Consider the following 22,921-nt stretch of genomic DNA (forward strand, 5'->3'; position numbering starts at 1 on the left):
TCGACCACAGTCTCCTCGTTCGTCGAGTCCGACTTCGAGGAGGAAACGTGGACGTATCGGGTGTGTCGCGGCGAGGTGCGCTGGGAATCGCCGGCGCCGCAGGGATCGCCGGCCTGCTGGGTACCGCCGGGGTGGCCGGCGCCGATACCACCGCAAGCCACGGGGACAAGGCGCTGATCGGCCCCGCGAAGGGCGACCAGGTGCACGTCATGACGTTCAACATCCGCGTCGACGTGAACGCAGCGCCGGGTTCCCCTGACTCGTGGGCCGACCGGCAGCCGGTGCTGGCGGAGTTCCTTGAGCTGGAGAAGCCGACGGTGCTCGGTGTCCAGGAGGCGCTCTACCGTCAGGTCCTGCAGATCAGCGGCGACCTGCCGCACTTCTACGACTGGATCGGGCTCGGGCGCGAGGGCGGCGGCCGCGGCGAGTTCATGGCGGTGTACTTCGACACGCGGCGAGTCCAGCCGCTGGACTTCGACCACTTCTGGCTGTCGGACACCCCGAACGTGATCGGCTCGAAGTCGTGGGGCAACAACGTCATCCGGATGGTCACCTGGGTGCGGTTCCGGGATCTGCGTACCGGGCGGGACTTCATTCACGTCAACACCCACTTCGACCACCAGTCGGAGAACTCCCGGCAGCGCAGCGCGGCACTCGTGCGTGACCGGATCGCCGGGTTCGACCCGAGCCTTCCGGTGGTGCTGACCGGCGATTTCAACACACCGGCGCCGAGCTCGGCGTCCTACCGCATTCTCACCGAGGGCGGTCTGGTCGACACCTGGGCGGCAGGCGCACAGCTCACGCCGGCGTGGGGCACCTTCCCGAACTACCGTGACCCGGTGCTCGGCGCGAACCGGATCGACTGGGTACTGGCGAACTCGCGGGTGCAGGTGCTCGCGGCCGCCATCAACACCTTCCGCGTCGACGGCCGGTACCCCTCGGACCACACGCCCGTCCAGGCGCTCGTGCGCTTCCCGTAACCGTTACCCGGCGTGCCTCGGCTACCGGCCCTGCGCGGGCCGGTAGCCTGCGTTCTCGAACTGGTGTTCGCGGCAGAGGGAGGCCGGCTTGCGTGTGCTCGGTGTGGACCCCGGGCTGACCCGGTGCGGCCTCGGGGTCGTGGATGGCGGCCTCGGCCGCACCGTGACCTGTGTCGCGGTCGACGTCGTGCGTACCCCGGCCGATGCCGACCTCGCGAGCCGGCTGCTCCAGCTCTCCGGCGCGGTGGAGGAGTGGCTGGACACCTACCGGCCGGAGGCCGTCGCGGTCGAACGGGTGTTCAGCCAGCACAATGTCCGCACGGCAATGGGCACGGCACAGGCCGGCGGTGTGGTCGCGCTCAGCGCCGCACGCAGGGGCCTGCCTGTCGCCTTCCACACCCCCAGTGAGGTCAAGGCCGCCGTCACCGGGTCGGGTCGTGCCGACAAGGCACAGGTCACGGGCATGGTGACGCGGCTGCTCAAGCTCGTGGAACGGCCGAGCCCTGCCGACGCGGCCGATGCGCTGGCGCTGGCCATCTGCCATCTGTGGCGGCAGCCGATGCGGTCCCGGCTGGCCGAGGCGGAGGCCAGGGCGGCGGAGCTGGCCCGCGTGCACCGGGCCCGCCTGGCCGCGGCGGCGAAGGCACGACAGGCCGCCGACAAGGACACGGGTGCGGTGCGGGCCGCCACGACAAGGAAGACGGGAGCAGGGCGATGATCGCCTCAGTGCGCGGCGAGGTGCTGTCGATCGGGCTCGACCACGCGGTGGTGGAGGTCGGCGGAGTCGGGCTGGCCGTGCAGGCCACCCCATCGACCCTGGCCACGCTGCGCCGCGGTGACGAGGTCCGGCTCTACACCTCGCTCGTGGTCAGGGAGGACTCCCTGACCCTGTTCGGTTTCGCCGACGCCGAGGCACGCGAGCTGTTCGGCCTGCTGCAGACCGTGTCCGGGATCGGCCCGCGCCTTGCGCTCGCCGCGCTGGCCGTCCTCGACCCGGACAAGCTGCGTACCGCGCTCGCCGAGGGCAACATCACGGTGCTCACCCAGGTTCCCGGCATCGGCCGGAAGGGCGCCGAGCGGCTGACGCTGGAGCTGCGGGACAAGGTCACGCCGGCCGAAACCACCGGCGCCGTGCCGGGGGCGAGTGCGTCCGGCGCCGTGCGGACCGAGGTCGTGGAGGCACTGGTCGGCCTCGGCTTCCCCGCCAAACAGGCCGAACAGGCCGTGGACACGGTTGTCGCGAGCGATCCCGGCGCCGATACCTCGAACGTCCTGCGCGCCGCGCTGACCACGCTGGGACGCAAGCGATGAGCCCGGCAGGCCCGCCCACCGCGGCGACGGAGCTGCCGTGACCGATTCCGAGCCGGACACCCCGGCGCTGTCGGCGTTCCCGCAGACCGGTGAGCGCGAGGTCGAGACCGCGTTGCGGCCACGCAAGCTCACCGAGTTCGTAGGGCAGCCGCGCGTGCGCGAGCAGCTGCACCTGGTGCTGGAGAGCGCGCGCAAGCGTGGCGTCCCACCGGACCACGTGCTGCTGTCCGGGCCACCCGGACTCGGCAAGACCAGCCTCTCCATGATCATCGCCGCCGAGCTGGACGCGGCCATCCGGATCACCTCCGGCCCTGCGCTGGAGCGTGCCGGTGACCTGGCCGCGATGCTGTCGAACCTCGCCGAGGGCGACGTGCTCTTCATCGACGAGATCCACCGCATCGCCCGTCCCGCCGAGGAGATGCTGTACCTCGCGATGGAGGACTTCCGCGTGGACGTCGTGGTCGGCAAAGGGCCCGGCGCGACGAGTATCCCGCTGGAGATCGCCCCGTTCACGCTCGTCGGCGCGACCACCCGCTCCGGTGCGCTGACCGGACCGCTACGCGACCGCTTCGGCTTCACAGGGCAGATGGAGTTCTACAGCCCGCAGGAGCTGGAACAGGTCCTCGCCAGGTCGGCGAGCCTGCTCGGGATCCTCGTGGACGATGCGGGCAGGAGCGAGATCGCCCGGCGGTCCCGTGGCACGCCGCGTATCGCCAACCGCCTGCTCCGCCGCGTACGTGACTACGCGGAGGTCCGTGCCGACGGCAAGGCCACACTGGACGTCGTTCGCGCGGCGCTCGAGGTCTACGACGTCGACGAACTCGGTCTCGACCGCCTCGACAGGGCGGTGCTGGCCGCACTCGTCCGCTCGTTCGGTGGCGGCCCCGTCGGGGTGTCCACGCTCGCCGTCGCGGTGGGGGAGGAGCCGACGACGGTCGAAGAGGTGTGTGAGCCGTATCTCGTCCGCGCCGGTATGCTGGCGCGCACTCCGCGTGGTCGTGTGGCGACCGCAGCCGCGTGGGAGCATCTCGGTCTGCAGGCGCCGGCGGACGTCGCCGGGGTTGACGCCGCTGCGCAGACCCTGTTCGACTGAACAAGGGCCGAGGTGCTCCCGTCAGGCGGTGCTGGCGTTCACAGCGGTACCTGGCACACTCAAGAGAGCACATTCAGACAAACCCGGACGCATCGCCACCGGTGGCGTCCCCGAATGGAGAACCATGGACGGCCTTTTCCTGCCGCTGCTGCTGCTGCTCGTCGTCGCGATCCCGCTTGTCATGGGCACGCGCAAGCAGAAGCGGATGATGGCGCAGCAGCAGGAGCTGCAGAACAGCTTGGCGCCCGGCGACCGCGTGATGACGACGTCGGGCATGTACGCGACCGTGGCCGACGCCAGCGACGACACCACGATCGACCTCGAGATCGCCGACGGCGTGGTCACCACCTGGCTGCGGCAGGCGGTCCGGGAGAAGATCAATCCGGTGGTGGAGGACGACGCCGCCGACGACGCCACCGACGACGAGGACGACGTGACGGTCGCCGAGGCCGACGTCAAGGAGAGCGAGGCCGCCAAGGGCCCGCAGGTCGCTCCGCCGCTCGAGCACGAGAAGAAGTAACGCGGTTCGCCCGTTCGCCAGCGCCGGTGCGTGCGCTCCGGCGTGGGGCGAACAAGGCGTTCACGCAGCACCGAGTACTGTCTCGGTGCTGCGTGCGTTCGCTTTCTCATCCCAGGACAGCGTGCCTACGCGGCATGACCCCTAGCCGCGACACCGAGTTCGAGGAGACCGACCGACCGTGGCACCTCCGGCCGGGCACATCCGCCCGGGACGCTACCTCATCTTTTTCGTCCTCATCGTCGTCGTGCTGTACGCATTGGTGTTCTTCACCGGCAACCGCCAGCCGACGCCGAAACTGGGCATCGACCTGCAAGGCGGAACCCGGGTCACGCTGACGGCGCGGACGCCGGACGGCTCTGCCCCGTCCCGCGAACAGCTCGAGCAGGCGCGGCAGATCATCGAGACCCGGGTCAACGGGATCGGCGTGAGTGGTGCCGAGGTCCTCCTCGACGGCAGCAACGTCGTGATCACGGTGCCCGGTAACGAGGGTGAGCAGGCCAAGACGCTCGGCCGCACGGCCAAGCTCGGCTTCCGCCAGGTGATCGCGGCCGAGCCGGCGGCTCAGACACAGCCACCGCAGCAGGAGACCGGCCAGCCCCCGGGCAGTGGCAGCCAGACGCCACAGACACCGACGCCACCGGCCAACGGTGGTAGCTCCCCGGCAGCGGCCCAGCAGCCGCCTTCGCCGAGCCCGTCGCCGCAACCCGGCTCCGGCGAGTCGCTGACTCCTGAGGAGAGGGTTGCCCAGGAGATCCAGGCGGCGAAGGCCGTCAGGCAGAGCGACGCCCTCCTCCCGGCCAACCCCAGCGACCAGACCGCGGTCGCGGCCGCGCAGCAGGCCCAGGCCGCGGCGCTCGCGTCGCTGACCTGCATGCCCGGCGCGGCCGACCCGCTCGTCGGCAACGACGACCCCGCCAAGGCGCTGGTGACCTGCAACGAGGACGGCACGGAGAAGTACGTGCTCGCGCCGGTGTTCCTGGAGGGCACGGAGATCCAGGACGCCACCTCCGGCTTCAACAGCCAGCGTGGTGCCTGGGTGGTCAACCTGACCTTCAAGAGCGCGGGGGCGAGCACCTGGGCCGACTTCACCTCCGCGAACATCAACCAGCGCGCTGCATTCGTGCTGGACACCAAGGTCGTGTCGGCGCCCAACATCACCGAGGCGATCCCGAACGGGCAGACCGAGATCACCGGGCAGTTCACCCAGGCCGAGGCGAAGAACCTGGCTGATGTGCTGAAGTACGGCTCGCTGCCGCTGTCGTTCAACTCGTCCGACGCGACGACCGTGTCGGCGACACTGGGCCTGGCGTCCCTGGAGGCCGGGCTCATCGCAGGTGGGATCGGTATCGCGCTCGTCTTCGTGTACTGCCTGATCTACTACCGGATGCTCGGTGTGCTGACGGTCCTGTCGCTCGCGCTGTCCGGCATGATCGTGTACGCCGTGCTGGTGCTGCTGGGACGCTGGATCGGGTTCACCCTCGACCTCGCCGGTGTCGCCGGGTTCATCGTCGCCATCGGTGTCACCGCCGACTCGTTCGTCGTGTACTTCGAACGGCTCAAGGACGAGATGCGGGAAGGCCGGACCTTCCGCTCCGCCGTCCCACGCGGCTGGCTGCGTGCCCGGCGGACGATCCTGGCCTCCGATGCCATCATGTTCCTCGCGGCCGCGGTGCTGTACCTGCTGGCGGTCGGCGAGGTGAAGGGCTTCGCCTTCACGCTGGGCATGTCCACGGTGCTCGACCTGATCGTCGTCTTCCTGGTCACCCACCCGCTGGTGGCGCTGGTGGCCAAGTCGAAGCGGCTGTCGAGCCCGGCACTGTCGGGGCTCGGCGCCGTGCAGAAGGTCGGGGCGACCCGACGGACCGGCGGCCATGTCGGCGCGGCCACGAAGGGGGCCTGACATGGACGAGCGCAACGACAAGACGCCCGAGCCCACCGAGCCCACCGAGAAGGCCACCGCTCGCAAGGAGTCGGTCTTCACCCGGCTCTACACCGGCACCGGCGCCTTCGACATCGTCGGTCACCGGAAACGCTGGTTCGTGGCGTTCAGCCTGCTGATGCTGATCTGCATCGGGTCCATGGCGTTCAAGGGCTTCAACCTGGGCATCGAGTTCGAGGGCGGAACCCAGATCCAGATGCCGGCGCAGGGTGCGCACGGGCATATCGATCCGGAACGCACCAAGGAGATCTTCGCCGGCGCCATCGGTGAGAACCCGTCCGAGGCACAGCAGGTTGGCGTCGGCGACGCGGCGACCATCCAGGTGCGGTCCAACACGCTGGACACCAACCAGGTCGCCCAGGTCAAACAGGCGCTGTTCACCGAGTTGCAGCCGCTGGGCTCTGACGGGCAACCCAGCATGAACGTGATCAGCGACAGCGCCGTGAGCGCGTCGTGGGGCGGTGAGATCTCGCGACAGGCGCTCCTCGCCCTCGCGGTCTTCATCGTGCTGGTGACGATCTTCCTGATCGTCTACTTCGAAAAATGGATGGCGATCGCGGCACTCGTCGCACTGATCCACGACATCGTGGTGACGGCGGGGGTGTACTCGCTGGTCGGGTTCGAGGTCACCCCGGCCACCGTCATCGGCCTGCTGACGATTCTCGGTTTCTCGCTGTACGACACGGTCGTCGTGTTCGACAAGGTCAAGGAGAACACCCGCGGTCTGCTCAACCTCACCCGGCGCACCTACCCCGAGGCGGCCAACCTCGCGCTGAACCAGACACTGATGCGCTCGATCAACACGTCGGTGATCGCGCTGCTTCCGGTGCTCGGCCTGCTGGTCGTCGGCTACATCCTGCTCGGCGCAGGCACGCTGCAGGACCTGGCGCTGGTGCAGCTGACCGGCATGCTTGCCGGTGTGCTGTCGTCGGTGCTGCTGGCCACTCCGCTGCTGGTGTTCTTCAAGATGCGGGACCCGAAGTACCAGCAGCAGGCCGAGCGGGTGCGTGCCCGCAGGGAGAACCAGGCGCGTAAGGCCGCCGCCAGGGAGACCGAGGACTTCGATCCGGCCGACGACGATGCGCTGGCCGCCGAGCTGCGCCGCGAGGAGGCCTTCGCCGCCGCGGCCAGCGTGCCGGCCCGGCACCCGAAGGCGCACCAACGGCAGCAGCAGCGCCGGGGCGGTAAGCCCGCCGGCAAACGCAAGCGATGAAGGTCGACGAGGCGCTGGATCTGGTCGCGGAGATCCCCGACTTCCCCAGTCAGGGTGTGCTGTTCCGCGACCTGAGCCCGGTGTTCGGCAACGCCGCGGCGTTCGCGTCGGTGGTCGACGCGCTGGCTGAGGAGGTCGGCGACTCGGTGGACCGCCTGGCCGCGGTGGAGGCGCGCGGGTTCGTGCTGGCGGCGGCTGTCGGTTACGCCAGGGGACTCGGCGTGGCCCTCGTGCGTAAGCCGGGGAAGCTGCCCGCGGTGGCAGGCCGTATCGACTACGCGCTGGAGTACGGCACCGCCACGCTGGAGCTGCCGGTCGGGACAGTGGCGGCGGGGGAGCGGGTGGCCATCGTCGACGACGTGCTGGCCACCGGCGGCACGGTCGCCGCGACCGCCGCGCTGCTGCGGGAGGCGGGTGCGACCGTGCCGGGTGTCGCCGTAGTGCTGGAGCTCGCCGCGCTCGGCGCGCGGGACCGTCTCGCCGGCCTGCCGGTCGCCGCGCTGCGTACCGTCTGAACTGGGCGCGGGTGCGCCGGCCGGAGCGCTGAACGCGGCGGCAGTCGCCGGGGGTTACCCTGGGTGTCTAGCGACCGCGCAATGAGCCGGAGGTGCGGGTGAGCCAAGAGCTCGATTCCGTCGTGTCAGCCCGTTCGGGCGGCGACGCGAGTGCACAATCTGCCCAGCCGTCGGCGCAGGTACAGCAACCGCAAGCCCCTCGCGTCGTGCCGAACGGCGGCGCGATCAGGGCTCCCTCGGCGACCCGTCGGGTGCGGGCACGGCTGGCCCGGCGCATCACCGCCCAGCGTGCCGCGTCGGTGAAGCAGGTACTGGAACCGCTGGCCGCCGTCCACCGTGAGCTCCACCCGAACGCCGACCTGGCACTGCTGCAGCGCGCCTACGACGTCGCCGAGGAGCTGCACCGGCACCAGCGCCGCAAGTCCGGCGACCCCTACATCACGCATCCGCTCGCGGTGGCCGCCATCCTGGCCGAGCTGGGAATGGACACCACGACGCTCGTGGCGGCGCTGCTGCACGACACCGTCGAGGACACCGGCTACTCGCTCGATGCGCTCTCCGCCGACTTCGGGGAGAAGGTCGCGCAGCTCGTCGACGGGGTCACCAAGCTGGACAAGGTCAAGCTCGGGCACGCCGCCGAGGCCGAGACCATCCGCAAGATGGTCATCGCCATGGCGCGCGACCCGCGGGTGCTGGTGATCAAGCTGGCCGACCGGCTGCACAACATGCGGACCATGCGTTTCCTGCCGCCGGAGAAGCAGGCGCGCAAGGCCAAGGAGACCCTTGAGGTCCTTGCCCCGCTCGCGCACCGCCTCGGCATGGCGACGGTGAAGTGGGAGCTGGAAGACCTGGCGTTCGCCATCCTGCAGCCGAAGAAGTACGACGAGATCGTGCGCCTGGTCGCCGACCGCGCGCCATCGCGGGACACCTACCTGCGCTGGGTGATCGGAGAGCTCACCAACCAGCTCGAGTCCTCGCGGATCACCGCGAAGGTCGAGGGCAGGCCCAAGCACTACTACTCGATCCACCAGAAGATGATCGTGCGGGGGCGCGACCTCGACGACATCCACGACCTCGTGGGCGTGCGGATTCTCGTCGAGGACGTCCGTGACTGTTATGCCGCGATGGGTGTCGTCCACGCGCTGTGGCAGCCGATGCCGGGCCGGTTCAAGGACTACGTCGCCCAGCCGCGGTACGGGGTGTACCAGTCGCTGCACACCACGGTGATCGGGCCGGACGGTAAACCACTCGAGGTGCAGATCCGCACGCACGAGATGCACCGCACCGCCGAGTACGGGATCGCCGCGCACTGGCGGTACAAGGAGACCAGGGGCACCCACAGCGGCACCGCCGTCGACATCGACGAGATGGCCTGGATGCGGCAGCTGCTGGACTGGCAGCGGGAGGCCGCCGACCCCGGCGAGTTCCTCGAGTCGCTGCGCTACGACCTGGCGACCCGCGAGATCTTCGTCTTCACGCCGAAGGGCGACGTGATCACGCTGCCCGTGGGGTCGACGCCGGTGGACTTCGCCTACGCGGTGCACACCGAGGTCGGTCACCGCTGCATCGGGGCGCGGGTCAACGGCAGGCTCGTCGCGCTGGAGCGCAAGCTGGAGAACGGTGAGGTCGTCGAGATCTTCACCTCGAAGGCCGAGGGCGCCGGCCCCAGCCGGGACTGGCTGGCCTTCACCGGATCGCCGAAGGCTCGCGCCAAGATCCGGCAGTGGTTCGCCAAGGAACGGCGCGACGAGGCGATCGAGGCGGGCAAGGAAGCGATCAGCAAGGAAGTCCGCAAGATCGGGCTGCCGATCCAGCGGCTGGTGTCGGCGGACTCGATGAGTGCGGTCGCCAAGGAGCTGCGGCACCCGGACATCAGCTCGCTCTACGCCGCGGTCGGCGAGGCGCACACCAGCGCCAAGCACGTCGTGCAGCGGCTGGTCGCGCTCATCGGCGGTGTCGAGGAGGCCGAGGAGGAGCTCGCGGAGCGGGCGACCCCGTCCACGGTCACCCGGCGGCGCGGCTCAGGCGACGTTGGCGTGATCGTCAAGGGGCAGAGCGACATCTGGGCCAAGCTGGCCCGGTGTTGCACGCCGGTGCCCGGCGACGAGGTCCTCGGCTTCGTGACCCGCGGCGGCGGCGTCAGCGTGCACCGCACCGACTGCACCAACGCCGACGACCTGCGCCAGCAGCCGGAGCGGCTGGTCGAGGTCGAATGGGCGCCGTCGGAGTCGTCGGTGTTCCTCGTGGCGATCCAGGTCGAGGCGCTCGACCGGCACCGGCTGCTCTCCGACGTCACCAAGGTGCTCGCCGATGAGCGGGTGAACATCCTGTCGGCCTCGGTCACCACCTCGCGTGACCGGGTCGCGGTCAGCCGGTTCACCTTCGAGATGGGCGATCCCAAGCATCTCGGGCACGTGCTGAAGGTGGTGCGCAACGTCGAGGGCGTCTACGACGTGTACCGGGTCACCTCGGCCTCGTAAGGCCCGCACAGCGCCCTAGGCTGCGGTGTCATGACCGAGGGGATCGAATTCGCACGTGACGGCGAGGTCGCGCGGCTGACCTTCGCCAGGCCCGGTAAGCGCAACGCCATCAGCTACGACATGTGGTCGGCCATACCCGGTCTCGTCGACGAGGTGGCGCAGGATCCCGCGGTGAAGGTGCTGGTGCTCACCGGTGCCGGTGCGGACTTCTCGGCGGGCGCCGACATCGGCGAGTTCCGTGACCTGCGCTCGTCCGCTGAAGGTGCCGCGACCTACGACAAGGCCGTCGACGCCGCGGTGCACGCGCTCAGCTCGCTGTGCAAGCCCACCGTGGCGATGATCCGCGGCAACTGCGTTGGCGGCGGCTGCCAGCTTTCTGTGGCCTGCGACTTCCGGTTCGCCGCCGACGACGCACGTTTCGGGATCACCCCGGCCAAGCTGGGCATCGTGTACCACTTCACGTCGACCCGCCGGCTCGTGCTGCTCGTCGGCCCCGCGCATGCGCGGTACCTGCTGCTGTCCGGTCAGCTCGTCGATGCCGCACGGGCGCGCGAGATGGGGCTGGTCAACGACGTGTTCCCGGAAGCGGCCCTCGAAGAGTCCACAATGGAGTTCGTGCGCACGCTGTGTTCACGGTCTCAGCCTGCGGTTCGCGGGATGAACCGGATCATCGAGAAGATCCTGTCCGGCCAGGCCGAGGCAGACTCCGAAGTGGACGAGATCCGCGGCGCCGTCGTGCACGGCGCCGACTACGCCGAAGGCGTGGCCGCTTTCCTCGAACGCCGGCCCCCGAGATTCACCGGCTGACTCCGGCTAGATCGCTACCCAGGCGTTGGTGGCGAACGCGCGCGTGAGGAGGTCGGTCAGCGCGTGATCGATGGTCAGTGGGGTGTCGTCGATCGCGGCGACCGGGCGGGCCGGATCGGCCGAGTTGCACAGGAACGCCGAACGTTCCGCCCGCGCTGCGGCCGGCGAAACCGGCAGGGTGCGCGTGGGCACACCCAGCGCCGCGAGCCCATGTTCGAGCAGGAGCTGTGTGGTGCCGGCGAGTTTCGGCGCGTCCGGCCAGAGCACGCGTTCCCCGTCGAAGAAGCCGATGTTCCAGACCGACACCTCGGAGACGAAGCCGGCGGCGTTGACGAACAGTGCGTCGTCGTACCCGGCACGCTGGGCCTCGCGGGTGTGATGGAACAGGTCGAACGTGCCGACGTGCTTGACCTCCGGCAACACGCGTTCGTGCCGCACGGACCGCAGCCGGACGGGCACCGTGGACGGCTCACTCGGCGCACGCAACGTCACCAGCACGTCGGGCTCGACCGGGGCCGCCGCACCCCGCGGTGTCGCCAGCGAGAGCACCGTGACCCTGGCCGTCACCGCATCGGCGCCGGAGACCGCCCGGCGCAGGTAGGTACGCACCAGCCCGGTGTCCAGGTCGGTGCCGAACAGTGTGCGGGTCGCGGTGGCCAGCCGTCGCAGGTGCGCATCCACACCGCGGACGCGCCCCGCACGCACCTGCATCGTCGTGAAGTGGCCGTAACCGGCCACCGCGGACACAGCGAGCTGCTCCGCGGTGGCCGGCGAACCGTTGAGCTCAGCCCGCACTACGCGTCGACGGTGACACCGGTGAACGTCACGTCCATGTTCGGCTTGCCGCCGCCGGGGCTCGGCTCGAAGCTGCCGTCATCGCCTGCACGGGCGATCTCGTCGAGGACCTGCAGGCCCGCGTCGCTGATCGTGCCGAACACCGTGTAGTCCGGGGAGAGCGGCGCGTTGCCGTACACCATGAAGAACTGGCTGCCATTGGTGTTGGGCCCGCCGTTGGCCATCGCCAGGATGCCGCGGCCGTAGGTCAGCGAGTCGAAGGTCTCGTCGCCGAACGTGTAGCCGGGGCCGCCGCTGCCGCTGCCGCTCGGGTCGCCGCACTGCAGCATCTGCAGGCCGGTGGTGCCGAGCCGGTGGCATGCCGTGTCGGTGTAGTAGCCCTGCTCGGCCAGGCTGACGAAGCTGTTCACCGTGCACGGCGCCAGCGCGCGGTCGAGGGCCAGCGGAATGTCGCCCGCGCTCGAGTGCAGGGTGACGTTGACGGTGCCCTCGGCGGAGACGTTCTGGCCGTTGGGCGGGTTCACCTGCTTGGCCGCCTCGCCGGAGGTCGGGTACTCGCAGGTGGCCGGGTTCGGCAGGGGCTCGGGGCGGGCCGCGGGCTGCATGCGCTGAGTGGGGATGTCGATCTGCGGTGACGACGGTGCGGCCGACGAGGACTGGGCAGGCTCGGCGTTGGGGTCGTCGCCGCCCTGGGTCGTCAGGATCACCACCAGCCCCGCGACGATGACGACCACACCGACGGTCACGCCGACGCCGATGATCCTGCGTCGCTTCGCCTGCTCGGCCCGGCGCACGAGCTGCCGCTCGAGCTTGCGTTTCGCAGCCTCACGGCGCTGCTGGTTGGTCGCCACCTGCCCTCCCAGAAGTTCTCGAGATTCGCCTCGCGGACACCCGCGACCGGCCGAGGCGGGCGGCTGCGGGCTGGCGGCAGTCTATGGGCACTGTCTGTGAGAACCCGGTAGAGGGGCGGCTAGGGTGGGGCAGATCCCAATCGCGGAGGTGGATTTCGTGCTCGTCGTCGGGTTTCCGGCCGGCGCGTTCCAGGCGAACTGCTACCTGCTGGCCTCCGGTGCCGGCCGCGAGTGCGTGATCGTCGATCCAGGTGAAGGCGCCACCGAGCGCATCGACGAGGCGCTGCGGGAGCATCACCTCACCCCCGCGGCCGTGCTGGCCACCCATGGTCATCTCGACCACGTGGCGTCCGCGGCCACGGTCGCCGACGCGCACGGCATCCCGGTGTGGATCAGGCTCGAGGACCGGCCGCTGCTCTCGGATCCGTTGCGTGGGCTCGGTCCGCAGCTCGCCGCCGCGCTCGGCCCCCGCACGCTCGCCGAGCCGCGACGGGTCAGCGAGCTCGGCGAGGGCACGCTCGAACTGGCGGGGCTGCGGATCATCGTCGAGCACACGCCGGGGCATACCCCGGGTTCTGTGGTCCTGCTGCTCGGCAGCACGCAGGGCGGTCAGCTCGCGCTGACCGGGGACACGCTCTTCGCGGGCTCGATCGGGCGGACCGACCTGCCGGGCGGCGATGGCGCGGCGATCATGCGGTCGCTGCGGACCACGCTGCTGCCGCTCGCGGACGACACCGTCGTCCTGCCCGGGCACGGGCCCAACACGACCATCGGCCGCGAGAAGGCCACGAACCCGTTTCTCGGAGACGGTGCGCGAGGGGGTATCTCATGAGTGAGCCCGAGCAGGTGCAGCGCACGCCGGCGCCGGAGCCGGAGAGGATCTCGCTCTATGGCGACAATCCGGCGCTGCGCCGCCGTCGCGCCGTGTCGGGCCTGGTCGGTGTGGTCATCTTCGCCGCTGCCTTCGGCGGGATCGCCGGGCTGATCGGCGGGCAGACCGCAGGGCTGGTGGTCGCCACCGTCGTCGCGCTGCCGCTGCTGTACCTGGTGTCGTTCACCGCGCGGCGGCAGGTGTGGCTGGAGGGGCACACGGTGGCCGTGCGGAACTGGGGCACCCGCCGCATCGACCTCGTCACGGCCAAGCGCATCGATCTGCTGGTCACCGACGTCCGCGGTACCCGCACCGTCGGGTTGCTCATCAACGCGGGGCAGCGCGGTAACGCCGTCAAGATCGACCTGGCGGTCTACGCCGGTACCGGGGGCCGCGAGCTGGGGATTCTGGCGCTGCGCAGACTCGCCGACGCGCTGGCCAACAACTTCGACGCCAACGGCATGGTGTTCTCCGAGCTGCTCGTGGCCCAGCTGCGCTCGGAGGCCCGTGGTGACGCCGCGGCCGACCGCCCGCTCTACCGGCTCGGGTCCGTGGCGCCGTCGGGCAAGCTCGCCCAGCGGTTCACGATGGACGCGGTGAGCCGGTTCGTCGCGACGCTGGAGTGACGTCCTCCTCGCGCACCACGATGAGTGCGGCGAGCAGGGTCGTCACCGGCACGGCCGCCACGATGCCGATGCTGCCGGCGAACGTGCGCACGATCTCGGAGGCGATGTCCTCCGAGCCCAGGATCGTGCCGAGGCCAACGCCGGACAACGAGGAGATCAGCAGCACCGGCAGCGCCGCGCCCGCGTAGGCCATGACCAGGGTGTTCACAGCCGAGCCAACGTGGTCACGCCCGATACGCAGGCCAGCGCTGTAGAGCTGGCGCCAGCTCAGTGCGGGGTTCGCCCTGCGTAGTTCCCAGACCGCGCTCGTCTGGGTCACCGTCACGTCGTCGAGCACGCCGAGGGCGCCGATGACGACCCCGGCCAGCAGGAGCCCGCGTGCGTCGATGCCGTGCCCGAGCGCGGCGATCAGCGAGGCGGTGTCGTCGCTGAGCCCGGTCAGTTGTGCCGCGGCGGAGAAGATCACCGACAGCACGCCGATGAGCGCGAGGCTCACCATGGTGCCGAGCACGGCCACCGATGTGCGCGCGGAGACCCCGTGCGTGAGGTACAGCGCTACGAGCATGATCATGCTCGAGCCCGCGATCGCCACCGCCAGCGGATTTTCCCCGTGCAGGATCGCAGGCAGGACGAACACGGCGAGCACCGCGAAGCTCAGTCCCAGCGCCACCAGCGCGGCGAGCCCGCGCCAGCGTCCCAGCACGAGCACCGCGATGGCGAACAGTGCGGCGAGCAGCAGCAGCGGCACACCCCGCTGGAAGTCCTGGATCTGGTACGACTCCGGATCGGCAGGCTGGGAGCCGGTGTAGGACAGCACGACCGCGTCACCTGCCGTGAACCGCGGGGTACTCGGCTCGATGGGCACGGTCTTGCTGATCGTCTGGCCGGAGGCCTCGCCGTCGGTGAGGACGACATCGACGGTCAGGCAGGACCGGTCATCGGGTGCCGGCTCGCCGACCTGCACCTGGCCGGGCGCAAGGCACGGTCCGGTCGCGGTCGCGGTGACCTCCCCATGCACTGGCGTGCCCACGGAATGCCGGCTGTGGGCGGCAGGCTCACCCCACGGGAAGAGCAACGCCACGGCCGCCACTGTCGCCAGCGCGAACGGCGCGAGGAGGCAGACGAGCAGAACCCGCACCCGGCGGGAAGCAGGCCCGGCAGGGCCATGTCCATGTCCATGCCCATGGCCGTGTCCATGTCCGGCTGGCGGTTCGGCGCGGTGGTGCGTTGCCCGCTCGGCAGAGCGCGGTCTCGTGTCCCGGGCGCCCATACGGCCGGTTGTGCCCCCGCGCGGCTCCGGCTGGCGGTTCGGCTGTGGGGCCTGTCCGGCCCCGGCCACCCGTTCGACGGGGCCGGTGTCGTCATCGGCGATATCGCGGAGCACCGGCCTATCTTGCGGTAGCTCGGCGGAACCCGTCGTCACGGGCCCGCGTCTGAGTTGATCGAGAACATCGCTCGACGGTGGGCGGCGTGGTGACGGGCTCGGTCCCGGCTGTCACGTCCGGCTGGGGGTCGGACGTGACAGCGACCCAGCCGCCACCATGCCGCCCTGTTTCTTCCTAAGAACTCTTCCTCGAACCCCTTCCCGGCCGCTGCAACTACAGGGCCTTTCGCTTGACAATACATCGAACATGTGTTCGAATCAAGGCTGTGAGATGGGATGGCCAGCGAGCCGACAAGCGCGCAGACGGGAGTGCCGAGCAGGCTCTGCTCGGCGTGTCCGGGCTGATCCGCTCCGTGCGGTCGCCGGAGTTCTCCGGCGTCACCTTCCATGAGGTGCATGCCAGGTCGGTACTGAACAAGGTCCCGAATGCGTCGCGGATGCCATTCCAGTGGACGGTCAACCCGTACCGGGGGTGCTCGCATGCCTGTACCTACTGCCTGGCGGGGGACACGCCGATCCTGCTCGCCGACGGCCGCACCAAGCCGCTCGCCGAGCTGCGCGTGGGGGAGCAGGTCTATGGAACCCGTCTGGAAGGCAGGTACCGGCGATACATACCGACCAGGGTGCTCGCGCACTGGGCGACCATGAAGCCCGCGTACCGGGTCACGCTGGAGGACGGGACGCAGCTGGTCGCCAGCGGCGATCACCGGTTCCTGACCAACCGGGGCTGGAAGCACGTCACCGGTGCGCGGCAGGGCGCGGCGCGGCGCCCGCACCTGACGACCGGCAACGCGTTGCTGGGGGTCGGCCGGTTCGCGGCGGGGCCACCGGACACTCCTGCGTACCGGGCCGGTTACCTCGCTGGTGCGCACGCGGGCCGGCGCCCGGCGGAGGCGGAGGTACTGGACCGGCTCCGGCGGTTCGCACCGGACTGTGACGTCGATGCGGGCGAGTTCCCCATCGCGCCTGAAGAGGACTGGCAGCGGGGCTTCCTCGCCGGGCTCTTCGACATCGAGGGCAGCCATTCGCGGGGGATCCTCCGCCTTCCTCTCACTGATGCGACGGTCCTGAGCACGGCGCGGGTGGCGTTGAAGCGGTTCGGTTTCGCTCATGTCGTGGAGGACCCGGGCCGGGCTGGCGGCCTGCGCGTGCTCCGGCTAGCCGGCGGGCTCGGTGAGCGGCTGCGGTTCTTCCACACGACCGGTCCGGCGGTCACCAGGAAACGCACCATCGACGGCACGGCCATCAAATCGGCGGCGAAGCTGGGTGTGGTGTCCGTCGAACCACTCGGGAAACGCCTGCCGCTGTTCGACATCACCACAGGCGCAGGTGACTTCATTGCGAACGGGGTGGTGAGCCACAACTGCTTTGCCCGCAACACGCACACCTACCTCGACTTCGACGCCGGGCGCGATTTCGACACTCAGGTCGTGGTGAAGGTCAACGCGCCGGAGGTTCTCACCGCCCAGCTGCGCAGGCGGAGCTGGCAGCGCGAGCACGTCGCGATGGGCACCAACACCGATCCGTACCAGCGTGCGGAGGGCAAGTACGAGCTGATGCCGGGCATCATCTCCGCGCTTGCGCGGTCGGGAACACCGTTCTCGATCCTCACGAAGGGCACGGTGCTCGCACGGGACCTGCCGCTGCTGCGTTCGGTGAGCGCGGACGTTTCGGTTGGGCTCGGTGTGTCGATCGCCCTGCTCGACCGGGAACTGCAGCGCACGCTCGAACCGGGCACGCCCAGCCCGCAGGCGCGGCTGGAACTGGTGCGCAAGGCTCGTGAGGCGGGCTTGTCGTGCGGCGTGTTCGTCGCTCCGGTACTGCCCGGCCTCACCGACTCGGTCGAGGCGCTCGACGGGCTGCTGGCGGCCGTCGCCGAGGCAGGGGCGACGGGCGTCACCGTGATTCCGCTCCACCTGCGCCCGGGCGCGCGCGAGTGATTCGCGCAGTGGCTTGCCGCGCAGCACCCCGAGCTCGTCCCGCGCTATCGCGAGCTGTACGCGCGGGGCAGCTACGTGCAGGCCGGCTACCGGAAGTGGCTCTCGGCGCGGGTCACACCACTGCTGAGGCGGCACGGGCTCGCACCGCGCTCGGGCGGAGCGGAACGCGGGGTGCCAGGGGATGGGGACGCAGGCTGGCCGGAGGGCAGCATGCCGCGTCCCGCTGGCGAAAGTGCGCGCACGGAGGGAGGCCAGATGACATTGTTGTGACGCCGCCGCCCGCAGTGCGCAGCGATGCGTGACGCGGGCTCCGTCTGGGAAACCTGGTGGCGGCCAACCAGGGCCGGTTGGTTAACCTGAGCCGTCGGCGTGTTGCCGGCAAACACCGATGGCAAGACCGTGACCACCGCTTTCCGAGAGGACCCCGCGAAGTGCTTCGCACCCACAACGCCGGCACACTACGTGCCGAGCAGGCCGGCCAGACCGTCACACTCACCGGCTGGGTGGCCCGGCGGCGCGATCACGGCGGGGTGATCTTCATCGACCTGCGCGACGCGAGCGGGATCGCACAGGTCGTGTTCCGGGAAGGCGAGATGGCCGAGCGGGCACACCAGCTCCGCGCGGAGTACTGCATCAAGGTCGTCGGCGAGATCGCGAAGCGGCCGGAGGGCAACGACAACCCGGAGATCCCGACCGGCGAGATCGAGGTGCTGGTCACCGAGCTGGAGGTGCTGTCCGAGTCGGCGGCGCTGCCGTTCCCGATCGACGAGCGGCTCGACGTCGGTGAGGAGATCCGGCTCAAGTACCGCTACCTCGACCTGCGGCGCGGTGGCCCGGCGAACGCGATGCGGTTGCGCAGCGAAGTCAACCGCGTTGCGCGGAACGTGCTGCACGACCAGGGTTTCGTCGAGGTCGAGACACCGACGATGACCCGGTCGACGCCGGAAGGCGCCCGGGACTTCCTCGTGCCGGCTCGGTTGCGGCCGGGTTCCTGGTACGCGCTGCCGCAGTCGCCGCAGCTGTTCAAGCAGCTGCTGATGGTCGGCGGGCTGGAGCGCTACTACCAGATCGCCCGTTGCTACCGGGACGAGGACTTCCGCGCCGACAGGCAGCCGGAGTTCACGCAGCTCGACATCGAGATGAGCTTCGTCGAGCAGGACGACGTCATCGCGATGGGCGAGCAGGTCGTCACGGCGCTGTGGAAGCTGATCGACGTCGAGGTGCCGCGCCCGTTCCAGCGCATCAGCTACGCGGAAGCCATGGCCAAGTACGGCACGGACAAGCCGGATCTGCGCTTCGGGCTCGAGCTGACCGAGCTGACCGAGTTCTTCGCCGACACGCCGTTCCGGGTGTTCCAGGCGCCGTACGTCGGTGCCGTCGTGATGCCCGGCGGCGCGGACCAGCCGCGGCGACAGCTCGACGCGTGGCAGGAATGGGCGAAACAGCGCGGGCACAGGGGCCTCGCGTACGTACTCATCGGCGAGGACGGCACCCTCGGGGGCCCGGTCGCGAAGAACCTGTCCGAGCACGAACGCGAGAACCTGGCGGCCGCTGCCGGTGCGAAGCCGGGTGACTGCGTGTTCTTCTCCGCGGGCAAGCCGAACGACGCCCGGCAGCTGCTCGGCGCCGCACGTGTGGAGATCGCCCGCAGGCTCGGCATGATCGACGAGAACGCCTGGTCTTTCGTGTGGGTCGTGGACTTCCCGCTGTTCGAGGCGGCGGACGAGACCGACGACGTTGCTGTCGGTAGTGGCAAGTGGACCGCGTTGCACCACGCGTTCACCTCGCCGACCCCGGAGTGGATCGACAAGTTCGAGGCGGACCCCGGCAACGCGCTGGCCTATGCCTACGACATCGTCTGCAATGGCAACGAGATCGGTGGCGGCTCGATCCGTATTCACCGCGCCGACGTGCAGAAGCGGGTCTTCGAGATCATGGGGCTTTCCGAGGCGGAGTCGCAGGAGAAGTTCGGCTTCCTCCTGGATGCCTTCCAGTTCGGCCCGCCGCCGCACGGTGGCATCGCGTTCGGCTGGGACCGCATCGTCATGTTGCTCGCCGGTGCCGACTCGCTACGCGACGTGATCGCCTTCCCGAAGACCGGTGGCGGTTTCGACCCACTGACCGGTGCACCCGCGCCGATCACCGCCGAGCAGCGCAAGGAAGCGGGCGTCGACGCCAAGCCGCAGCCGCGCGGCTAGCTGACGCCCCGCCACCCGGACTGCACGCCGCCCGGTTTCTGGGCGGCGTGCGCATAACGCGCCCGTGGCGACGCTCGCCGCTCGGTTCCCCGGCCGGCGCGGCGTCGGCACACGCCGCTCGGTTCCCGGGCGGCGTGCGCACCAGGCGCCCGCGGCGATGCGCGCCGACGCGTACGCATCGATCTGGGTTCCGGCGAGCCGTGCCTGCGTAATGCCCGGCGCGTGCGGGGCCGCACGACGCGGGCGCCCGATCTCACAACCACCGGCGTTCGACGGCGAAACGTTTCGTCGGCAAACGTTTGTGGTCATCGTTACCCGTTCACTAGTAGGGTCGAAGCCAATGACTGTGGACACCTCCTCGACCGACGATTCAACAGTCGATGCAGGAGCGGGGTACCTCTCGATCGACGCCGCTGTCGCCGCTGCTGAATCAGTGCTCGCACAACGTTTCGGCAGCACGATCACCTTGATCGATGCCGAAGACCTCGCCGGGAGTGGCCCGGCCACGGTGGTCAGAGCGCGGGTGGCGTCGTCGCCGTTCGCCCTGCCACGCACGTTGGTGATCAAGCACTACCCGGGGTCACCGCAGCCCGGAGGGGACGACCCGTACGCGCGGGAGGCCGCCAGCTACCAGCTCTTCACCGCACTTCCGTCGGAGGACCGGACGTGCCCCGAGCTGCTGGCACACGGTGCCGATCACCGGGTGCTCGTGATCGACGACCTCGGCCGGACCGCCACGCTGGAGGACAAGCTCCGCGGCTCGGACAGCCGCGCCGCGGAGACGGCACTGCTGTCGTGGGCGCGTGCGCTCGGGCGCATGCACTTCAGCACCGCCAACCGGGAAGCGGACTTCCACGCGCTCCTGCGCAGGCTCGGTACGCGGGAACGCGCCGACGAGGGTGCCCGGCAGGCCGGTCATGCCGAGACCGGGTTCGCGGCCGCCGCCGAGCGACTGCCGGTGTTGCTGAACGAGACGTTCGGCCTGCTCACTCCGCCCGCCGTGCGGGAGGCCGCCAAGCGCGCAGCGGACCACACCCGTTCGCCGGGGTACCGGGCGTTCAGCCCAGTCGATCTGTGGCCGGACAACAACCTGGTGACCGCGGAAGGGGTGCGGTTCCTCGACTTCGAGCGCGGCCGTGTCCGCAGCGCACTTGTCGATGCGGCGCATCTGCGGGTGCCGTTCGTGTCCAGCCCGCAGCCGCTCGCCCTGCCACGCGGGATGAGCGAGGCGATGGTGGCGGCCTGGCGTGCCGAGGTTGTGGATCTGTGGCCCGCGCTGGCCGACGAGGACGCACTGGCGGCCTACCTGCTCGACACCGAGCTGCTACTGGTCTGGCACGCCACGTGGCGGCACCTGCCCGCCCTCGGTGCCGCCCGCGGCGTTACCCCGACGAGCCGCCCCGCAGCGCTCGTGACCTGGTGGCGTGACCTCGGCGAGCACGCCGAGCGCGACGGTGAGAAAGCCGTCGCCGAGCACGCCGCCGCCGTCGCGGAGGCCCTCGGTGCCCGCTTCGGTCGTGGCCTGCAGCTCGCGCTGTATCCGGCGTTCCGCTAGCGCCCCGCCGGCACCAAGCTTTCGCCAGGCCGACCGCCTGACGTTACCCAGGCATCACCGGTGGTGAGTGTGGGCACCTGAAGGTGTCAGTCGTGGTGCGCGACGACTCCGCCAAGACTCCCGCTCCCGACGCTCCCACCCGCACGGCCCAGCGCCTGGCCGTGCTCGGCGACTCGACCGCGGTCGGGCTCGGCGATCCACTGCCGGGCGGCGGCTGGCGCGGTGTCGGGCCGCTGGCCGCCGAGGCACTCGGCATCACCCCCGACGGCTACCTGAACTGCTCCTTCACCGGCGCGCGCATGCGGTGCGTACGCACTGAACAGCTGCCCGTCGCGCTCGCCCATCGCCCCGACGTGGTGTTGCTGGTTGCCGGGATGAACGACACCCTGCGCTCCGACTTCGATCCCGCGAAGCTCGCCGCAGACCTCGACCGGGTGCTGGCCGCCCTGCTCGCGGAGGGCGCGCTGCCGGTCGTGGTGTGCTTCCACGATCACGGCAGGGTATTCCGCCTGCCCGGCGCTTTGCGCCGAGCCCTGCGGGCCCGTATCGGCGAGCTCAACGCCGCCATCGGCACCGCCGTCACGCGGCACGAGGTGCCCTGCCTCGACCTCGACGCCGTACCAGGCACCTACGACCTGGCGTCGTGGAGCGTCGACCGGCTCCACCCGTCCGAGCTGGGACACCGGCTGCTCGCACGCGGATTCACCGAACTACTGAGCCAGGCCGGGTTCGCTGTGCCCGCGCCGGTCGGGCTCACCTGCTCCGGCGGGGCGCAGACGAGCACTCTCGATCACGTGGGCTGGCTGGTGGTCAAGGGCGCGCCCTGGTTGTGGCGGCGTGGCCGGGACCTGCTGCCGTACGCGGCGGGCATCATCCTGCGTTCGATGGCCGGGCGCGCCTGGCGTCCCCGCCGGGAAGCCGGCACAGCGGACACGGAAGGCACCAGCCCACAGGAGCTGCCCGCCGCGGTGCGCTCGTGAGCGCCTGAAAATCCCGGTGTTCCAGGGGCCGGTCCGCCCGGCGCACGCTGAGGTGATGACCGAACTCAAGGCCGCGCAGCGGCGCACCTGGGCCAGCGGTGACTACGCCAAGATCGCCGGCGCGATGCCACTGATGGGCGAGTTGCTGTGTGAGGACATCGATCTGCGGGGTGGTGAGCGGGTCCTCGACGTCGCCACCGGCAGCGGCAACACGGCGTTGTCGGCGGCGCGCAGGCACTGCGTGGTGACCGGGATCGACTACGTCCCCGCGCTCGTCGAGCGGGCCCGCGTCCGTGCCGCGGCAGAGCAGCTCACGGTCACGTTCCAGGTCGGTGACGCCGAAGAGCTGCCCTTCGCGGACGGCGCGTTCGACGTCGTGCTCAGCACGATCGGGGTGATGTTCGCACCGGATCAGCGGCAGGCGGCGGACGAGCTCGTGCGCGTATGCCGTCCGGGTGGCCGCCTCGGGCTGACCAACTGGACGGCGGGCGGGTTCGCCGGCCAGGTGTTCGAGCTGTACGCCCGCTACGTCCCGCCACCGAAGGACCTGCCGTCACCAATGGTCTGGGGCGAGGAGGCCGGGCTCGCGGAGTTGCTCGGCGACCATGTGCGTGAGGTCCGCGCGAGCACCCTGGACCAGGTCTTCCGCTATCCCTCGGTGGCGAGCTACGTGGAAGGGTTCCGCGCCTATTTCGGCCCCACCATCACCACCTTCGGCGGGTTGCCCCCCGAAGGCCAGGAGCGGCTGGCCGCCGAGCTGACCGAACTGGTGTCGTCGTTCAACACCGCCACGGACGGCACGCTCGTCCTGCCTGCCGAGTATCTGAGGTACCGTGCGGTCCGCCGTTGAGGTGTCTGCGCCG

At 70.2% G+C, this 22,921-nt stretch carries 20 protein-coding genes; 17 read left to right on the forward strand and 3 right to left on the reverse strand.

All coding sequences use genetic code 11. From position 1 onward, the window contains the following. Positions 1 to 47 precede the first annotated feature (47 nt). From ABZ863_RS10140 to ABZ863_RS10185, 10 genes are all read left to right on the forward strand, one after another. Positions 48 to 980 carry an endonuclease/exonuclease/phosphatase family protein gene (locus ABZ863_RS10140; protein WP_358533368.1) on the forward strand — a complete coding sequence of 311 codons (933 nt, stop codon included), beginning with the start codon at positions 48 to 50 and terminating at the stop codon, positions 978 to 980. A gap of 88 nt (positions 981 to 1,068) precedes the next feature. Then, positions 1,069 to 1,698, forward strand: coding sequence for a crossover junction endodeoxyribonuclease RuvC (gene ruvC / locus ABZ863_RS10145; protein ID WP_358533370.1), 630 nt, complete (start codon positions 1,069 to 1,071; stop codon positions 1,696 to 1,698). Continuing rightward, positions 1,695 to 2,291, forward strand: coding sequence for a Holliday junction branch migration protein RuvA (ruvA, locus tag ABZ863_RS10150; RefSeq protein WP_358533373.1), 597 nt, complete (start codon positions 1,695 to 1,697; stop codon positions 2,289 to 2,291). Before ruvC ends, ruvA begins: the two co-directional genes overlap by 4 nt. A gap of 37 nt (positions 2,292 to 2,328) precedes the next feature. Beyond that, the gene (gene ruvB, locus ABZ863_RS10155) at positions 2,329 to 3,384 is read left to right on the forward strand and encodes a Holliday junction branch migration DNA helicase RuvB (RefSeq protein WP_358533376.1); all 1,056 of its coding nucleotides are present in this window, start codon (positions 2,329 to 2,331) and stop codon (positions 3,382 to 3,384) included. 124 nt (positions 3,385 to 3,508) lie between these two features. Further along, on the forward strand, positions 3,509 to 3,904 hold the full coding sequence (yajC, locus tag ABZ863_RS10160; protein WP_358533379.1) for a preprotein translocase subunit YajC: 396 nt from the start codon (positions 3,509 to 3,511) through the stop codon (positions 3,902 to 3,904). A gap of 178 nt (positions 3,905 to 4,082) precedes the next feature. Continuing rightward, positions 4,083 to 5,804: a protein translocase subunit SecD gene (gene secD, locus ABZ863_RS10165; protein WP_358533382.1), complete on the forward strand. Its 1,722-nt coding sequence runs from the start codon at positions 4,083 to 4,085 to the stop codon at positions 5,802 to 5,804. 1 nt (position 5,805) lies between these two features. After that, positions 5,806 to 7,056: a protein translocase subunit SecF gene (gene secF, locus ABZ863_RS10170; RefSeq protein ID WP_358533385.1), complete on the forward strand. Its 1,251-nt coding sequence runs from the start codon at positions 5,806 to 5,808 to the stop codon at positions 7,054 to 7,056. Next, on the forward strand, positions 7,053 to 7,571 hold the full coding sequence (locus tag ABZ863_RS10175; protein WP_358533388.1) for an adenine phosphoribosyltransferase: 519 nt from the start codon (positions 7,053 to 7,055) through the stop codon (positions 7,569 to 7,571). Before secF ends, ABZ863_RS10175 begins: the two co-directional genes overlap by 4 nt. A 98-nt stretch (positions 7,572 to 7,669) precedes the next feature. Further along, complete coding sequence (locus ABZ863_RS10180; protein WP_358533891.1) at positions 7,670 to 10,051, forward strand: bifunctional (p)ppGpp synthetase/guanosine-3',5'-bis(diphosphate) 3'-pyrophosphohydrolase; 2,382 nt, start codon at positions 7,670 to 7,672, stop codon at positions 10,049 to 10,051. A 30-nt stretch (positions 10,052 to 10,081) separates the two neighbouring features. Further along, complete coding sequence (locus ABZ863_RS10185; protein WP_358533391.1) at positions 10,082 to 10,858, forward strand: enoyl-CoA hydratase-related protein; 777 nt, start codon at positions 10,082 to 10,084, stop codon at positions 10,856 to 10,858. Positions 10,859 to 10,864: 6 nt separating this feature from the next. Here the strand turns inward: ABZ863_RS10185 and ABZ863_RS10190 are convergent, their stop codons facing one another. After that, positions 10,865 to 11,653: an aminotransferase class IV gene (locus ABZ863_RS10190; protein ID WP_358533393.1), complete on the reverse strand. Its 789-nt coding sequence runs from the start codon at positions 11,651 to 11,653 to the stop codon at positions 10,865 to 10,867. Then, positions 11,653 to 12,504: a peptidylprolyl isomerase gene (locus ABZ863_RS10195; RefSeq protein WP_358533396.1), complete on the reverse strand. Its 852-nt coding sequence runs from the start codon at positions 12,502 to 12,504 to the stop codon at positions 11,653 to 11,655. Before ABZ863_RS10195 ends, ABZ863_RS10190 begins: the two co-directional genes overlap by 1 nt. Before the next feature lie 157 nt (positions 12,505 to 12,661). Here ABZ863_RS10195 and ABZ863_RS10200 point away from each other — a divergent pair, with 157 nt between their 5' ends. Further along, on the forward strand, positions 12,662 to 13,336 hold the full coding sequence (locus ABZ863_RS10200) for an MBL fold metallo-hydrolase (protein WP_358533894.1): 675 nt from the start codon (positions 12,662 to 12,664) through the stop codon (positions 13,334 to 13,336). Further along, a complete protein-coding gene (locus ABZ863_RS10205; protein ID WP_358533398.1) occupies positions 13,333 to 14,001 on the forward strand; it encodes a hypothetical protein in 669 nt (222 codons plus the stop codon). Before ABZ863_RS10200 ends, ABZ863_RS10205 begins: the two co-directional genes overlap by 4 nt. Here the strand turns inward: ABZ863_RS10205 and ABZ863_RS10210 are convergent. Beyond that, on the reverse strand, positions 13,958 to 15,385 hold the full coding sequence (locus ABZ863_RS10210) for a YibE/F family protein (protein WP_358533401.1): 1,428 nt from the start codon (positions 15,383 to 15,385) through the stop codon (positions 13,958 to 13,960). The genes ABZ863_RS10205 and ABZ863_RS10210 overlap by 44 nt on opposite strands. 266 nt (positions 15,386 to 15,651) lie before the next feature. Here ABZ863_RS10210 and ABZ863_RS10215 point away from each other — a divergent pair, with 266 nt between their 5' ends. The 5 genes from ABZ863_RS10215 (at position 15,652) to ABZ863_RS10235 (ending at position 22,908) form a co-directional block, all read left to right on the forward strand. Next, positions 15,652 to 17,325: an intein-containing Rv2578c family radical SAM protein gene (locus ABZ863_RS10215; RefSeq protein WP_358533404.1), complete on the forward strand. Its 1,674-nt coding sequence runs from the start codon at positions 15,652 to 15,654 to the stop codon at positions 17,323 to 17,325. Between the two features lie 431 nt (positions 17,326 to 17,756). After that, the gene (gene aspS, locus ABZ863_RS10220) at positions 17,757 to 19,523 is read left to right on the forward strand and encodes an aspartate--tRNA ligase (RefSeq protein WP_358533406.1); all 1,767 of its coding nucleotides are present in this window, start codon (positions 17,757 to 17,759) and stop codon (positions 19,521 to 19,523) included. A gap of 340 nt (positions 19,524 to 19,863) precedes the next feature. Continuing rightward, positions 19,864 to 21,078 carry a phosphotransferase gene (locus ABZ863_RS10225; RefSeq protein ID WP_358533409.1) on the forward strand — a complete coding sequence of 405 codons (1,215 nt, stop codon included), beginning with the start codon at positions 19,864 to 19,866 and terminating at the stop codon, positions 21,076 to 21,078. A 92-nt stretch (positions 21,079 to 21,170) separates the two neighbouring features. After that, complete coding sequence (locus ABZ863_RS10230) at positions 21,171 to 22,058, forward strand: SGNH/GDSL hydrolase family protein (RefSeq protein ID WP_358533411.1); 888 nt, start codon at positions 21,171 to 21,173, stop codon at positions 22,056 to 22,058. A 55-nt stretch (positions 22,059 to 22,113) separates the two neighbouring features. Further along, positions 22,114 to 22,908 (forward strand): methyltransferase domain-containing protein, encoded by a 795-nt coding sequence (locus ABZ863_RS10235; RefSeq protein WP_358533414.1) that lies wholly within the window; start codon positions 22,114 to 22,116, stop codon positions 22,906 to 22,908. Positions 22,909 to 22,921: the final 13 nt, after the last annotated feature.

Origin of the sequence: Saccharomonospora sp. NPDC046836, assembly GCF_040645195.1 — a bacterium.
Taxonomy (GTDB): Bacteria; Actinomycetota; Actinomycetes; order Mycobacteriales; family Pseudonocardiaceae; genus Prauserella_A.

Bases quoted from the DNA above. Each gene is read 5' to 3' on its own strand.
- ABZ863_RS10205 (WP_358533398.1), top strand. From the start codon at position 13,333: ATGAGTGAGCCCGAGCAGGTGCAGCGCACGCCGGCGCCGGAGCCGGAG.
- ABZ863_RS10235 (WP_358533414.1), top strand. From the start codon at position 22,114: ATGACCGAACTCAAGGCCGCGCAGCGGCGCACCTGGGCCAGCGGTGAC.
- yajC (WP_358533379.1), top strand. From the start codon at position 3,509: ATGGACGGCCTTTTCCTGCCGCTGCTGCTGCTGCTCGTCGTCGCGATC.
- ABZ863_RS10185 (WP_358533391.1), top strand. From the start codon at position 10,082: ATGACCGAGGGGATCGAATTCGCACGTGACGGCGAGGTCGCGCGGCTG.
- ruvA (WP_358533373.1), top strand. From the start codon at position 1,695: ATGATCGCCTCAGTGCGCGGCGAGGTGCTGTCGATCGGGCTCGACCAC.
- secF (WP_358533385.1), top strand. From the start codon at position 5,806: ATGGACGAGCGCAACGACAAGACGCCCGAGCCCACCGAGCCCACCGAG.
- ABZ863_RS10225 (WP_358533409.1), top strand. From the start codon at position 19,864: ATGACTGTGGACACCTCCTCGACCGACGATTCAACAGTCGATGCAGGA.
- ABZ863_RS10175 (WP_358533388.1), top strand. From the start codon at position 7,053: ATGAAGGTCGACGAGGCGCTGGATCTGGTCGCGGAGATCCCCGACTTC.